Genomic DNA, 15,435 nt, shown 5'->3' with positions numbered 1-15,435 from the left:
GAACATCAGAAGTTGTTACCCACAGTGAACTGCAGGGGTTGGGTAAGATCACCGGGCTTTTTATCCAGCGGGATAGCCAGGGAGAGGCGCAACGGTCCCAGGGGGCTGATCCACAAGAACCCGATACCCGCAGTGGTCCGCATTTCACCGAGGCTGGGGAAGTAATTATTGGTGTAGTTATAGACTGAACCATCGGTATTGGATTGGACGCCATAGACCCAACCACTGGCAGCAAACAGCGACATCCGGAAATTGTGATTATCCGCAAGCCCCGGCAATGGGAAATACAAGCTGGCGTTAAACAAAAGCTCACGGGTACCACCCACCGGGTAGCCTCCCACCTGGGGACCCAGGGCATAGGTTTGATAGCCCGGCAGTGTCGTCGGACCACCCAGATAATAGTTATTGAAGAATGGCACTGGTTTGCCACCGTAGCCATTGATGAAGCCGTAGCGGCCACTTAGCCCACCAGTCAGCCAGGAAGTAATGGGATGATAATAATCGGCCTTAACTTCTGCCTTGTACCATTTCAGCTTGCCGGGCGGCACGGCCGCCTTGAGATCGAGGCTAGTATACAGGCCTTTGGTCGGAAAAATTGGCGAGTTGCGACTGTCATAAACCAGACTGTTACCAACAGTGACCGCTGTGGTTTTATTTCCAAAATCGTTCACGTAGTTGTTATAAATAGCGGGACTACCCGAAGTCAGATTAATCGTCGTGTTACTGTAACCCAACGACATATAATCATAGACATACTGCATGACAGGGATACCCAGCGTCCCCGTGGCGCCATAGTCAATTTCCTGATACGGCGCGACCGCCAGACTGGAGAGATTGGTATCATTCCGGTACAGGTTAAAACCGAGGCTGATGCCATCCGGGGTAAAATAGGGATCGGTAAAGGACAAATTAAAGGCTGTTCCCAGACCACCCACATTGGCCGAAAACGACAGGGCGTTACCCGTACCCATAAAATTGTTCTGGCTGATGGAGCCGTTGAACAAAATACCCTGGGCGTTGGAGTATCCCACCCCAAGACTGAAACTGCCGGTCGGCCTTTCACTGACATGGACGTCCAGGTTCATTTGATCGGGATGACCGGGAACCGGAACGGTTTTGGTATCCACCTTGTCGTAAAAGCCGGTCTGCTGGAGACGTTCCTTGGAACGCTTGATCTGGGCGCCATTATACAGCGACCCTTCCAGTTGCCGGAACTGACGCCGCACCACATAGTCCCGACTGCGATCATTGCCGGTAATTTCGATCCGCCGGATATAGACCTTACGACCGGGATCCACCTCAAAATTCAGGGCTACTTCCCGGGTTTTTTCATCCACTGTAGGTACTGGTGTAGTGTTGGCGAAGGCATAGCCCAGATTACCCAGCTTGTCGGCAATGGCACTGTTGGTGTCATTGATTTTCGCTCGGGAAAACACTTCACCGGGATGAATTTCAACGAGCTTTTCCAGTTCCGGCTTGGGAAGCACTAGGTTACCGCTCAAATTCACGGATTTAATATGATAAACCGGTCCCTCGTGAATATTGACGGTGATATACACAAAACGGCGATCAGGGGTGACCTGGACTTGACTGGATTCGATATCAAAATTCAGGTAGCCCCGATCCAGATAGAAGTTATGCAGGGCCTCCAGACCCTTCATCAGCTTTTCCTGAGAGTAACGGTCATTTTTGGTAAAAAACGAAAAAGCGTCGGGGGCACCAATACTGAAAAGTCCGCGCAAGCGACTTTCACTGAAGGCGTGATTGCCCACAATCGTCACCTGCTTGATCGTCGCCTGCTCACCTTCCTGGGCATCAATGGCAATGGCGACCCGATTACGCGGCAGTTTCTGCACCTTGGCATGAATCTTCGCGTTGTAGTAACCCATGCCTTCGTACTGCTGTTGCAAGCCATGGACCACTTCATCGAGGATGGACTGGTTGAAAATATGGCGGTCCACCAGGCCGATTCCCTTCAAGGTACCTTCCACCTCGGTTTTGGAAAACGCCTTGATGCCATGCATTTTAATGCTGGCGATGATGGGACGCTCCTGCACAACGACCAGCAGATTGTCATCAGAACGGGCGATGGTCACATCCTTGAAAAAGCCGGTCGAGTATAAATCCTTGATGGCCTGTTGGGCTTTCTGGTCATCCACTTCTTCGCCAATATGGATGGGCAGATAGTTGTACACCGTCCCTGGAGCAATATGCTGCAGACCTCTGATCTCGATATTTTTTACCGTAAAGGGCGTAAACGCCCAGGCTGGGGCTGCCCAGACAGCAGCCATACAGGCAATACCCGAGGCAAGAACAAGAGGGTCGGCGAAGTCAGGCTGAATTTTTTCACGGAGTCATCAATCTCGTAATATCATTGTAAAAAGCGAAGGACATCAGCATCAGAAGCAGCACTATACCGATCTGCTGCGCTTTTTGCACCACTGCCGGTGAAAGGGGTTTACCGCGCAGCATCTCCAGGGCGTAAAACACCAGATGCCCACCATCGAGAATGGGAATGGGCAGCAAATTCAGGATACCCAAGCTGATACTGACCAGCGCCAGAAAAGACAAAAATGGCGCCACCCCAGCCTGAGCGGACTGGCCCGCATATTCAGCAATGGCAATGGGTCCACTGATATTGTCGGGGGAGACAAAACCCTGAATCATCCGCACGATCATCTCCAGAGTCATCCAGGACATCTGCCAGGTACTGTGCAGGCCGTAAAGCAGTCCCTCCCCCGGCCCCCGCTGCCGCATGACGATCAAATCCCGGGGCAGAGGAGCCATCACGATGCCGATGCGGCCAATGGCCTTTCCGGTCTTGTCGAGAAACATCTGCGGTTTGATTTGTACGCTTTTGCTGATCCCGGCTGCCGTTCGATAGGTCAGCTCAAGCACCTTGTCCGGATGGGACTCAATCTGGCGGGCCAGGCTCTCCCAGCTCGGCACCGGATGCTGGTTGATGCGGGTGATCTGATCGCCAGCAACCAACCCCGCAGCGGCTGCCGGACTTTTAGGCTCCACCGCTCCTACAGTCGCGGGCAGATAGGGCTCCATGCCGACCACTTTCCCGAGAAAATCCGGCCCTACCGAATCTGCCTTCAGGGACTGCAAAGCTAAGGTATGGGTAGCCACCTGTCCCTGATTGTCGGTCTGCAGATGCGCCGGGACACGGGCAATGGCCGCTGACAGCAGGCCCGTGCGCATATCTTCCCAGGTGTATACTTTTTGCCCGTTCAGGGCCGTGATCCGTTGGCCCGGCTGCAACTGGGCCTGGGCAGCCAGGGAATGCGCATTGACCAGGCCAATGATAGGGGCCAGACCAGGAATACCAATCCAGGCTACTCCCGCATAGGCAATCACTGCAAAAATCAGATTGGCGACAGGCCCAGCGAGGGCAATCAAAAAGCGTTTGCCGGGCGCCAACACGTCGAAAGTCCGGCTACTGTCTTCGGGCGGGATGTCTTCTCCCGCTTGCTCACCCAGCATTTTGACATAACCGCCCAGGGGCAAGGCGGCAATCACATACTCGGTGCGGTCGCGCCCCCAGCGCCGGCTGATCAGGGCCGGGCCAAAGCCAATACTGAACTTCAGCACTTTAACACCCATGAATTTGGCTACCCAGAAATGTCCGGATTCGTGGACCAGCACCAGAATGCCGATCGCCAGAATAAAGGCAGCGATGGTTTCCAGAACCTGCACGGGATCCCGTAATCAGGCCGAAGGAGCTGCAGCATGGCGGCGCAAATGCCGACCAGCTACCACCCGGGCTTCGTGATCAATGGCGAGAACAGCATCCAGTTCATCGGGTGCCGCCGGTTGCAGTTCTGCCAGTGTATCTTCGACAAGCGCTGCAATCCGGGCAAAAGGCAGCTGCTCATCGAGAAAGGCCTGTACCGCCACTTCGTTGGCAGCATTGAGAACGGTTGCCGCAGCTCCACCGCTGCGCAGGGCCGCAAAAGCCAGGGCCAGGCAGGGAAAACGTCGCAGATCGGGTTGTTCGAACTGCAAGTCCGCCGTCCGGGCCAAATCCAGGGAAGATACCCCGCTCTCCATCCGCTCCGGATAGGCCAGGGCATGGGCAATGGGTGTGCGCATGTCCGGGTTGCCCAGTTGCGCCAACACCGAGCCATCCACGTACTCCACCATGGAATGAATGATACTCTGGGGATGGATGACCACATCAATTTGTTCGGCAGGAAGCTGAAATAACCAGTGCGCCTCGATGACTTCCAAGCCCTTGTTCATCATGGTCGCCGAATCCACCGATATTTTCCGGCCCATCACCCAGTTGGGATGCGCACAGGCCTGGTCCGGAGTCACCCCTTCCAGACGCTCCAGGGGCCAGGTCCGGAACGGACCGCCGGAAGCCGTCAGCAAAATGCGGCGCACACCGCGCCCATCCGCAAAACACTGGAAAACCGCATTATGTTCACTATCAATGGGCAGCAGGACCACGTTGCGAGCACGCACTCGGTCCATGAACAGCTTGCCGGCCATGACCAGACATTCCTTGTTGGCCAGGTAGACTTTTTTTTCGGCCTCCACCGCAGCCAGAGTAGGCAGCAGTCCGGCAGCGCCGACGATGGCGGCCATCACTTCATCCACGCCATCCATACGCGCCACCCCGGCAAGCGCCTCGGGGCCGCTCTCTACCCGAATTTGCTTGAGCCCGGCGTCGCGCAGCAACACCTGTAACTGCTGGGCAGCCTCTGGCGAGGCCATCACCACCTGCTCCGGTTGGTGGATTTTGCAGAGCTCCAGCATCTCCTGAACCCGCTGATTACCTGTCAAAGCCACCACTCGAAATGTTTCGGGATGGCGGGAGAGCACATCCAGAGTACTTTTACCGATGGAGCCCGTGGCTCCGAGAATGCAGATGCCTCTTGTCATTTCCACCAACCCAGATAGTAAAGCCCGGCCACAAACACCGGGATACCCGCGCTGATACTGTCCAGACGGTCGAGCAGCCCACCATGCCCCGGCAGCAATTGCCCGCTGTCCTTACACTCTGCGCGGCGTTTCAGATAACTTTCGGCCAGGTCACCAATGACTGCAAATAGCGCAGTCACCGCTCCCAGCACAGCCCCTGACATGAGCACAAGCCAATAGGTACCCAGCCAGATCCAGGCTCCCAGTGTGCCCACAATGGCGCTGGCAAGCAAGCCACCCAGCAATCCTTCCCAGGTCTTGCCCGGGCTGACTTGCGGGATGAGTTGCCGCCTCCCCCATAATTTGCCAAAAGTCATCGCCCCTATGTCACCGGCGCTGATGATCAAAATGACCCATAAGAATGCATAGGGAATCTGCTCTTGAAGACGCAGGGACAACCAGAAAGCCGGTAAAAAAGCAGGTAAAAGTAAAATGCCGGTCAATGGACGCTGCCAGAATGGAGCGTCCCGCAACGGGCTGGGGCGGCGTGCCAGCATGATTACTGCCCACAATACCCATCCCAGCACAGCCATATCCGCCAATAGCGGACCTGACAGAGCTCGCAGCCAGAGTGGCAGGAGTAACAGCAGCAGCAAGCTGAGAGATAATAATAGGATCCAGGTTTTGGGGAGTAAACTGAGGCGTCCCCATTCCTGTCCGGCAAGCAGCGCCAGGACCAGTAAAAAGCCCAGAAAAATCCCGGAAGAAGCCTGAAAAATCAGGATAAAGACCAGCAGAAACAAGAAGGCGGCGGTGATCAGTCGCTGACGGAGCAATCGCCCTCCAGAACCTGATCTCCGGTTCGCCCGAAACGTCTCTGCCGCTGGGCAAAAGAATGCAGGGCATGCTCCAGTGAAGCGCGGTCGAAATCCGGCCAGAGCGTATCGGTAAAATAAAATTCCGTATAAGCCAGCTGCCAGACCAGAAAATTACTGATCCGCTCTTCTCCACCGGTACGAATCAGTAAATCCGGTTCCGGAATTTCGGCCAGACTCAGATACTTGGCAATATCCTGTTCGCTCAGGGTCTGAGGATCCTGACCATTGGCTAAAATAGCGCCCACTGCGGCTCTGGCGGCCTGGGAAATATCCCAGCGGCCCCCGTAGTTCACGGCCAGGTTGAGCTGCAAGCGGGTATTATTCCGGGTCAACGCTTCCGCCTCTTCCATCAACTGCCGGATATCCCGCTCCAGAGGAACGCGATCGCCGATAATGCGCAAACGCACACCGTTTTCATGGAGCTTGCGAACTTCGCGTTTCAGCAAGAGACGAAACAGATTCATAAGTAAACGAACTTCTAGGGCAGGACGCCGCCAGTTTTCCGTACTGAATGCAAACAGAGTGAGATGCGCTATGCCCAGATCGACGCAGGACTGGACCATCTCCCGAACCACCTCGGCTCCGCGCCGGTGACCTGCCACCCGGGGCAGATGCTGGCGATAAGCCCAACGTCCATTCCCATCCATGATCACGGCGACATGACGAGGGGTTGTTGAAAAATGCGTCATCGGCTGTGCGGACACCGATTCAGACCTCCATGAGGTCAGCTTCCTTGGCCTCCACCACCGCATCCACTTCGTCCACAAAACGATCAGTCAGCTTCTGGAAAGCCTCTTCTGCCTGACGTTCCTCATCTTCGGAAATGACTTTCTGTTTATGCAGATCCTTGACCTGGGAGATGCTGTCACGGCGGATATTGCGAATCGCCACCCGGGCACCCTCCCCTTCCTGGCGGACCACCTTGACCATCTCCTTGCGGCGCTCTTCTGACAGGGCAGGCAAGGGCACGCGAATATTGTCCGAACCCGCCACCGGATTCAATCCCAGCCCGGCATCGCGAATGGCTTTATCAATCTTGGGAATGAGGTTTTTTTCCCAGGGAGTGACTACCAGTGAACGAGCGTCGGCAACAGAAACCGAAGCCACCTGGGCCAGAGGCGTCGGCGCACCGTAATAATCAATCATGACATGATCCAGCAACCCGGCGCTGGCCCGTCCGGTACGCAAACGCGTCAACTCCCCTTTGAGGGATTCGATGCTTTTCTTCATCCGGGTTTCAGCATCTTTCCTGATTTCTTGAATACTCATGGGATCTCTCTACGCACCGAAGTGCCTTCCTCTTCACCCAGCATCACCCGCATCAGTGCGCCGGATTTATTGATGGAAAAAACGATAATGGGCATGTCATTATCCCGACAGAGGGTAATGGCCGTGGCATCCATCACCTGTAGATTCTGTTCCAGGACCTGATTGTAGGACAGTTCCCGGTAACGCATCGCTTCGGGATGGGTGACCGGATCGTCGGTATAGACGCCATCAACCTTGGTACCTTTCAGAACCAGTTCAGCATTGATTTCAACCGCCCGCAAGCTGGCGGCGGTATCGGTAGTAAAAAAGGGATTGCCGGTTCCGGCTCCAAAAATAACGACCCGACCTTTTTCCAGATGGCGGATGGCGCGGCGCCGGATGTAGGGCTCGGCAACCTGTTCAATGTGGAGGGCGGACAACACCCGTGTGGGCAGGCCCAAATGCTCTAGAGCATCCTGTACCGCCAGAGCATTCATGACCGTGGCCAGCATTCCCATATAATCGGCAGTAGCGCGATCCATGCCTTCGGCGGCCTTAGCCATTCCGCGAAAGATATTGCCACCCCCGATGACAATGGCCACCTGTACTCCGGAATCGACCACATCCTTGATTTCCCGGGCCATACGGCGCACCACCTCGCGGTCGACACCGTATTGCCCGTCCCCCATCAAAGCCTCACCACTGAGCTTGAGGAGCACCCGTGAGTACTGGGGGGCGGTCATTCAGGACCCCCGGACTTGCGCCATGACTTCACTGGCAAAATCGGCTGTCGGCGCCTTTTCTATACCCTCACCCACCTCGAAACGGATGAATTCAGCCACTTCCACCCCGGGAAAGGCTTTGACCAGCTGTCCCACGGTCTTGTCCGGATCTTTCACAAAAGCCTGTCCAGTCAAAGCGATTTCATTCACCAGCTTGTTCAGCCGTCCCGAAATCATTTTTTCGATAATATCGGCAGGTTTGCCGCTTTCCGCCGCCTGAGCAACGAGAATATCTTTTTCCCGGGCCAGACGCTCAGGTGAAACCTGATCAGGGCGGACGACTTCAGGGCGCGCCGCCGCCACATGCATGGCCACATCCTTACCCAACTCATCGGTAGCCGCCTGCCCTTCGAGGGCTACCAACACGCCGATGCGGCTGCCATGCACATAAGCGCCGACCACACCTTCCTTGACCTGCAGATGCTGCAAGCGGCGCACGCTGATATTTTCACCCAGCTTGCTGACCAGGGTTTTGCGCCGCTCTTCAATACTGGAATCCGCCAGGAGCGCATCCACCTCTTTCAGGCCCTGCTTGAGCGCCTGCTCGGCGCAATCCCGGGCCAGACCCAGAAAATCATCATTTTTGGCCACAAAGTCGGTCTCGCAGTTGACCTCCAGAACGATCCCCTGCTTCTGATCCGCACCCAGGGCCGTCACGATAACGCCCTCGGCCGCCACCCGGCTGGCCTTCTTGTCGGCCTTGGCCAGACCACGGGTGCGCAGCAAATCGATGGCGGCTTCCATATCGCCGTCGGCTTCGGTCAAAACGGTTTTACATTCCATCATGCCGGCGCCGGTGCGCTCACGCAATTCTTTTACCTGTTGTGCACTAATAGCCATGATCACTCCTTAGCTGATGTGGTGAAAGCGTCAGTCGGCATCAATTTCAATGGTTTCTTCATCCACTTCGACGAATTCATCGAGCAGATCGGATTCACTTCCCTGGCGACCGGCAAGAATGGCATCAGCCACCAGTGAAGCATACAGACGAATAGCCCGGGTGGCGTCATCATTACCCGGAATCGGATAATCAATCAGCAGGGGATCACAATTACTATCTACTACCCCGATCACTGGAATGCCGAGCTTGCGCGCTTCCAGCACGGCAATATTTTCATGACCCACATCAATCACAAAAATCGCATCGGGCAGGCCGTTCATTTCCTTGATACCGCCCAGGCTGCGCTCCAGTTTTTCCCGCTCACGGGACAGGGTCAAACCTTCTTTTTTGGTCAGCTTGTCCATGGTGCCATCGGCTGACATCTGATCCAGTTCGTCGAGACGACGAATGGACTGGCGGATGGTTTTGAAGTTGGTCAAGGTACCGCCGAGCCAGCGTTGATTCACGAAAAACGCGCCACAACGACGGGCTTCCTGCTCCACCGCCTCACGGGCCTGGCGCTTGGTACCCACAAACAGAACCCGGCCATGTTTGCGCGACACCTGCTCGACAAAAGCCAGCGCGCTCCGAAGCATGGGCAGGGTATGTTCAAGGTTGATAATGTGAATGCGATTCCTCTCACCAAAAAGGTAAGGGGCCATTTTGGGATGCCAGTAACGGGCCTGATGACCAAAGTGTACGCCGGCTTCCAGCAGGGCGCGCATGCTTACATTGCTGCTCATAAATGTTTCTCCAATTTTCATAGGGTTAAGATCCACCACGCCACCGGAAATCCCATCCTTGCGGACACCCGGAAATTTCCTCAGGGGACGTGTGCGTATTTGGGCAAAGCCCAGCGGGTTTTATCATGATTCGGCCCTTCCGGGCAAGCGCAGACCAAGCGGTGTTCAGCGCCAGGCGTAAAAATCAGGTGGCCTTGCGCCGGTGCCAGAGCCAGTAGAACAAAGCGCCCATCAAAAGCAGCAGCAATAAAATGATCTGCACATAACGCACGCCAGTGAGCAGACTTTGCAAAGAAGCCCCGAGCAGATAACCGATGCCGGCAATCACAGCCGCCCACACCGCTGCGGCCAGAGGATTCATCAACAGATAGCGTCGGGGTGGATAATGATGTACGCCCAGGAGGATCGGTGTAATGGTGCGGGTTCCATAAATAAAGCGAAATAACAGTGTCACCCAATCACCAAAGCGACGAATGAGCCCCTCGGCCCGGACCACATGGCGCTTGAGAAAATGCGGCAACCAATCGATCAGACCTTGGCCATAGCGGGCACCTAACTGATACAACACCTGATCATTGATGGTACTCCCCAACCAGGAAACCAGGATCACCATCCCCAGGTCGAGCACTCCGGCATGGGCGAGAGCCCCAGCAATAATGACCACCGCCTCACCTTCCAGCAAAGTCCCGACAAAAAGAATCCAGTAACCATACTGGCGAAGAAATTCCTTGATAACAGCCAGGGTAAGGGGTGGGAGATGCAACCAGTGCAACAGCGGATTCAGAAATTCGATGAGAGCACCCTCTTACCAGTGCAGATGGAAATCAGGAGCTATATTTTCCTGTTCCTGTTCCAGATCGGCCAATAGCAGAGGCATCGAGCGCGCCACCTGAGCAGGCAGGACAAAACGCAAATCCTTGCCCGCTATCTGCACGCCCAGATCGCTACGGGATAGCTGTGCATCCCGTTGAAAGAGGATAGCCAGCCGCAGCAGCACTGCCAGACGCTGCACCGTCTGCACATCTTCACTGACGATGCCCAATGTCGCAAAAAAGGTCTGCTGGGGTAAACGCTTGCGTTGCACGCGCAGCAAGGCCGCGACCACGCCCTGTTCGCGACGGGAAAATCCGGCGAGATCCGCATTTCGCCAGATATATTCTCCGTGTTTGTGAAAGCCGGAGTGGGCTATATCCAACCCAATATCGTGGGTCAGAGCGGCCCACTGCAACCACTGCTGCTTGGCGCCATCCAAAGACCAGCTTTCCCGGGCCGCAGCAAAAAAATGCTCAGCCCAGGCCAGGACCCCGCGATTGCGCAACACCTGACTATGAAAGCGCTCCTGAAGACTGACAATACTCAGTTCACGGGTGTCTTCCTGGTGAATCCGGCCCAGCAGGTCATAAATGGCCCCCTCGCGCAGGGCGCCTTCGGAAAAGCGCATTTCCCGAATATTCAAGGCTTCGAACAAGCCATACAGGATCATGAAACCGCCCGCAAACACCGGGGCGCGATCGGCCTTGAGGCCTTTCAGCCGGGTCAGGGCCCGCACCGAGCCCAGTTGCAGGAGTTGTTGACGCAACCAGTGCATACCATCCCGGGTAATCCGGGTGCCCTGACCATTTTCCGACAGAACTCTGGCGATGGCCTTGACGGTTCCTGAAGAACCCACAGCCTGATCCCAGCCATGACCGGTAAATTCTTCAAGCATGGGATCCACGGCCATCCGCACCCGTTTTTCCAGACGCTCACAAGCCACCGCCGTAATCAGATCATCGGGAAAATAAGCGCGACTGGAAGCCACACAACCAAAATGCAGGCTCTCGCGATGGTGGGGGATGAAACCCTGCCCGGCAATCAGCTCCGTACTGCCGCCGCCAATATCAATGACCAGACGCCGTTCATTGGCATCCACCGCCAGACTGTGAGATACCCCCAGATAAACCAGCCGGGCTTCTTCACGCCCGGCCACAATTTCCAGAGGAAAACCCAGGGTGTTTTCAATGGCCTGGACAAAGCCTTCGGCGGCGCTGGCCTGGCGCAGGGTGTTGGTACCGATGACCCGCACCCGCTCTGGACGAATACCCCGCAAACGCTGACCAAAGCGCGCCAGACAATCTATGGCCCGTTTTTCTACCAGGGGATCCAGGGTACCATCCTCCCGCAACCCCTCGGCCAGACGCACCCCCTCCCGGAGACGATCGAGCAGCCGGATTTCTGAACCCAACTCTTCGGCCACCACCATATGAAAAGAATTGGAACCCAGATCCACCGCCGCCAAATAATGCTCCAGAACTGCAGTGGTTTCGGGTTCGGTCATGATTATTTTCCCTGGATGCTTTGCTCTACCTGTTCCAGAGGAAGATGCCGGACATTCTTGCCCTTGGCAAGATAAATCACATACTCACAAATGTTGCGGGCATGATCACCAATACGCTCAATGGCCTTGGCAATGAACAGAGCGTCAATGGCCGGGGTGATGGTCCGGGGATCTTCCATCATATAGGTGATCAGACGGCGCAGCGCCGAGCGATACTCCTGATTGAGCACCTCATCGCCCTTGGCAACAGCGATGGCCTGCTCGGCATCAGCCCGGGCCAGAGCATCCATGGCCCGGCGCAACATATTCAGGGCATAGTCGGCCATGACCCCGACATCGCGCATGAAGGCCGGATTGGCATTGCGGGTGCCATGCCCCATCGCCAGAACCATATCGGCAATTTTACTGGCCTTGTCACCCATCCGCTCAAGATCGGCGATGCTTTTGATCAGGGTCATCACCAGGCGCAAATCCGAGGCGGCCGGCTGACGCATGGCGAGGATATTGATGCACTCCTCCTCAATCCGCACCTCATAACCATTGACTTCATGATCCCTGGCGACGACCTCCCGGGCCAGTTCGTTATCCCCGGTCTGCAAGGCACGAATGGCATTGCTGATCTGCTCCTCAACGATTCCTCCCATCGCCAGAACCAGTTCATGCACCTCATTCAAATCATCGTTGAAACGTTGGGAAATATGCTGATCTTTGTCCATGTTTCAGGCCTCCTTAACCATACCGACCGGTGATGTAATCTTCTGTCTGCTTTTTGGTGGGATTGGTAAATATCTGATTTGTCATCCCAAACTCTACCATCTCGCCCAAGTACATAAAAGCGGTGTAATCAGACACCCGCGCCGCCTGCTGCATGTTGTGGGTCACAATCAGAATGGTGAACTGGTTGCGCAGCTCACTGACCAGTTCCTCAATTTTCAGGGTGGCAATAGGATCGAGTGCAGAGGTAGGTTCGTCCAGTAAAATCACTTCCGGCTTGACCGCTACAGCCCGGGCAATACACAGACGTTGTTGCTGTCCTCCGGAAAGACCCAGACCACTGGTTTTGAGCTTGTCTTTGACCTCATCCCAGAGCGCCGCCTGACGCAGGGCCTCTTCCACCCGTTCATCCATTTCCACTTTGCGGAGCTTTTCGTACAGCTTAATACCAAAGGCAATATTGTCGTAAATGGACATGGGGAAAGGCGTCGGTTTCTGGAAGACCATACCGATTTTGGCGCGCAGCATATTGACGTCCATACTCGGAGACAGAATGTTTTCGCCATCCAGCAGAACCTCTCCTGTAGCACGTTGTCCGGGGTAAAGGGAATACATGCGATTAAATACCCGCAGCAAGGTGGACTTGCCGCAGCCCGATGGGCCGATAAAAGCGGTGACCTGCTTCTCGGGCATTTCCAGGTTGATATCCTTCAGGGATTTATTGCTGCCATAAAAAAAATCCAGATGACGTACCGAAAGCTTGGTATTATGGGTTTCCGACATCAAAGCGGGCTCCTGTTTTTCAAGAGAAAACATCCTGAGACAATAAGATTAACACAGCACAGATCATCCTGAGCCTGACGCACGTACCATAGCAAGGTTTTATGACCGTTTTATGACAGTGTCGGCGCCAACCGTCACATTTCGCGCCAAAGACAGAGGAAACTGTGCCGTAAAAGTTGTCCCCACGCCAATTTCACTGCGAACATCCAGATGACCGTAGTAGCGTTCCACGGCATGACGGACAATCGCCAGCCCCAGACCCGTCCCCCCCATCCGCCGCGACCGGCCTTTGTCGACGCGATAAAAACGCTCGGTAATTCTTTGTAGATGCTCGGCGGCAATTCCATCCCCCGTATCCTCTACCATCAGGCGCAGCCCATCGGGACTCTGTCCCCAGCGCACGGTAATACACCTTCCCACAGGGGTGTACTTGATGGCATTTTCGAGCAGATTGCGGATGATACTGGTGAGGTCCACCTGCTCCGCAAAAATGCCGAGAGACTCATCCAGCTCCGTATGCATCTGCAGATTTTTTTCGACGATAGCGGGTCGCAAGGTTTCCAGAAGGCCCAGCACCAGAGGGCTGATCTGGACCGTATCACAGCGCTCGGGTTCAGCTTCGGCAGCTTCCATGCGTGCCAGTGACAGCAAATCCTCGACCAGGGACTGCATGCGCAGGGTTTGTTGTTCCATCAAATACAGCTGACTGCCGACTTCCTCATCGTCTGCCAGGGGTCCGTCCAGTAAATTCTCCAGAAAGCCCCGGACTACCGTCAAGGGGCTGCGCAGCTCGTGGGATACGTTGGCCACAAAATCCTGTCGGACCTGTTCCAGTTGGCGGATGCGCGTAACATCGCGAAAAATCACCAATGCGCCGGCACCTGCCAGAGGATAACGCACCCCTTCCAGCAGCAACTGGGTATCTGCCGGGGCTGGTAACTGCATACTGGAAGGCCCATCGCCACTCAAAAAAGCGCGCAGATCAGGGGTGCGCAACCAGAACGCCAGGGGTTTACCCACATCATCAGGCCATTGCAACTGCAAAAGACGAATACCCGAAGGATTCACCCAGACCAGTTGCCCGCGTTCATCCATGAGCACCACCACGTCCGGCATCGCCTGAAGGGCATCACGCAACTGCAGAATCTGGGCACTCAACTGGCGTTGCCGGGCTTCCTGATCACGCCGCCAGTGATAACCGTCGGCGAAGGTCTCCTCCCAGAGCCCTCCGGCCAGCGGCGGAAGCTGGGTATCCGGATTACGAAACCAGGCGCTGAAACTCTGGGACTGCTGGCGATGCCAGGCCACCCAGGCCGCCAGAATCAGGGCGATAATCACCGGAGGAAGATAAGACCAGGCGCGCAAGTTATCTGCGGCCAGAAACAGGGGGATCAATGCCCATACCGCCAGTGGGAAAATCCAGGCGCGCAGTATTTTCACAGGATCAGGTAGAGCGCTTGCCGGACATCAAGGGAATGAAGAAACATGCTTCATCCGGTAACGGCGCTGCAGCGATATCCTTCGCCGCGCACGGTCTCGATAATATGGGCATGACCATACTCATCCAGCACTCGCCGCAGACGCCGGATATGGACATCTACGGTGCGTTCTTCAATAAAACTCTGGCGTCCCCAGATTTGATCCAGGAGCATATCCCGGGAAAAAACGCGATCAGGATTGGTGACGAAAAGGCGTAAAAGGCGAAACTCCGTAGGACCGAGGTGCAGCTGAACCTCTTGCACATAGACCCGATGCGCGCGCAAATCGACCTGCAATTCACCCAGCTTGACCACGCCCGCTGAATGATTGCCATAGCTGCGCCGTAACAGCGCGTTGACTCGCGCTACCAGTTCACGGGGGGAAAAGGGTTTGGCGAGATAGTCGTCGGCACCGGATTCGAGACCATGTACCCGGTCGCCCTCTTCTCCCCGTGCGGTCAGGAGGATAATCGGCAGCTTCTGGGTTTCCTCACGGCGCCGCAACAGTCTGCACCAGGCCACCCCGTTTTCTCCCGGCAGCATCCAGTCGAGAATCATCATTTGCGGAGCCCAGTTTTTAAGGGCGGGCTCTGCGGTTTCCACGCTGCCTTCACAGCGCACTTCAAAACCATGACGTTGCAAGGCTACCCGCAGCAACTCCTGAATACCTTCCTCATCCTCAACAACCAGAATGCGCGCAGAGGAAACCTTTTCTTCTTCCATATCTGACTTATCTCGGA

15 protein-coding genes are annotated in these 15,435 nt (G+C 55.5%); all 15 read right to left on the bottom strand.

Annotation, left to right across the window (positions count from 1 at the left end):
* Nucleotides 1-5 precede the first annotated feature (5 nt).
* The 15 genes from bamA to phoB all read right to left on the bottom strand — a co-directional run bounded on the left by bamA (nt 6) and on the right by phoB (nt 15,418).
* A complete protein-coding gene (bamA, locus tag AC2VLR_RS04835) occupies nt 6-2,291 on the bottom strand; it encodes an outer membrane protein assembly factor BamA (RefSeq protein ID WP_486881096.1) in 2,286 nt (761 codons plus the stop codon).
* 55 nt (nt 2,292-2,346) lie between these two features.
* Complete coding sequence (gene rseP, locus AC2VLR_RS04830) at nt 2,347-3,702, bottom strand: RIP metalloprotease RseP (RefSeq protein ID WP_486881095.1); 1,356 nt, start codon at nt 3,700-3,702, stop codon at nt 2,347-2,349.
* Between the two features lie 12 nt (nt 3,703-3,714).
* Entirely contained in the window at nt 3,715-4,893 is a 1,179-nt protein-coding gene (gene ispC, locus AC2VLR_RS04825) for a 1-deoxy-D-xylulose-5-phosphate reductoisomerase (RefSeq protein ID WP_486881094.1), read from the bottom strand.
* Nucleotides 4,890-5,708, bottom strand: a complete 819-nt coding sequence (locus AC2VLR_RS04820; protein WP_486881093.1) for a phosphatidate cytidylyltransferase — start codon at nt 5,706-5,708, stop codon at nt 4,890-4,892. The genes ispC and AC2VLR_RS04820 overlap by 4 nt, the downstream gene beginning before the upstream one ends.
* Nucleotides 5,690-6,454: a polyprenyl diphosphate synthase gene (gene uppS, locus AC2VLR_RS04815; RefSeq protein WP_486881092.1), complete on the bottom strand. Its 765-nt coding sequence runs from the start codon at nt 6,452-6,454 to the stop codon at nt 5,690-5,692. The genes AC2VLR_RS04820 and uppS overlap by 19 nt, the downstream gene beginning before the upstream one ends.
* Nucleotides 6,455-6,458: 4 nt before the next feature.
* On the bottom strand, nt 6,459-7,019 hold the full coding sequence (frr, locus tag AC2VLR_RS04810; RefSeq protein ID WP_215844390.1) for a ribosome recycling factor: 561 nt from the start codon (nt 7,017-7,019) through the stop codon (nt 6,459-6,461).
* On the bottom strand, nt 7,016-7,741 hold the full coding sequence (gene pyrH / locus AC2VLR_RS04805) for a UMP kinase (RefSeq protein ID WP_215844391.1): 726 nt from the start codon (nt 7,739-7,741) through the stop codon (nt 7,016-7,018). The genes frr and pyrH overlap by 4 nt, the downstream gene beginning before the upstream one ends.
* Nucleotides 7,742-8,620, bottom strand: a complete 879-nt coding sequence (tsf, locus tag AC2VLR_RS04800; protein WP_486881091.1) for a translation elongation factor Ts — start codon at nt 8,618-8,620, stop codon at nt 7,742-7,744.
* A 30-nt stretch (nt 8,621-8,650) separates the two neighbouring features.
* Entirely contained in the window at nt 8,651-9,403 is a 753-nt protein-coding gene (rpsB, locus tag AC2VLR_RS04795) for a 30S ribosomal protein S2 (protein ID WP_486881090.1), read from the bottom strand.
* Nucleotides 9,404-9,587: 184 nt separating this feature from the next.
* Nucleotides 9,588-10,175 (bottom strand): DedA family protein, encoded by a 588-nt coding sequence (locus AC2VLR_RS04790; RefSeq protein ID WP_486881089.1) that lies wholly within the window; start codon nt 10,173-10,175, stop codon nt 9,588-9,590.
* Nucleotides 10,176-10,208: 33 nt separating this feature from the next.
* Complete coding sequence (locus AC2VLR_RS04785; RefSeq protein ID WP_486881088.1) at nt 10,209-11,720, bottom strand: Ppx/GppA phosphatase family protein; 1,512 nt, start codon at nt 11,718-11,720, stop codon at nt 10,209-10,211.
* Between the two features lie 2 nt (nt 11,721-11,722).
* Nucleotides 11,723-12,436 (bottom strand): phosphate signaling complex protein PhoU, encoded by a 714-nt coding sequence (phoU, locus tag AC2VLR_RS04780; RefSeq protein ID WP_486881087.1) that lies wholly within the window; start codon nt 12,434-12,436, stop codon nt 11,723-11,725.
* Nucleotides 12,437-12,449: 13 nt separating this feature from the next.
* On the bottom strand, nt 12,450-13,217 hold the full coding sequence (gene pstB / locus AC2VLR_RS04775) for a phosphate ABC transporter ATP-binding protein PstB (RefSeq protein WP_486881086.1): 768 nt from the start codon (nt 13,215-13,217) through the stop codon (nt 12,450-12,452).
* A gap of 99 nt (nt 13,218-13,316) precedes the next feature.
* Nucleotides 13,317-14,657: a phosphate regulon sensor histidine kinase PhoR gene (gene phoR, locus AC2VLR_RS04770; protein ID WP_486881085.1), complete on the bottom strand. Its 1,341-nt coding sequence runs from the start codon at nt 14,655-14,657 to the stop codon at nt 13,317-13,319.
* Between the two features lie 50 nt (nt 14,658-14,707).
* Nucleotides 14,708-15,418: a phosphate regulon transcriptional regulator PhoB gene (phoB, locus tag AC2VLR_RS04765; RefSeq protein ID WP_486881084.1), complete on the bottom strand. Its 711-nt coding sequence runs from the start codon at nt 15,416-15,418 to the stop codon at nt 14,708-14,710.
* Nucleotides 15,419-15,435: the final 17 nt, after the last annotated feature.

The sequence above is a fragment of the Acidithiobacillus sp. TH-A117 genome (assembly GCF_057473465.1).
This window is presented reverse-complemented; position numbering and strand designations above follow the sequence as displayed.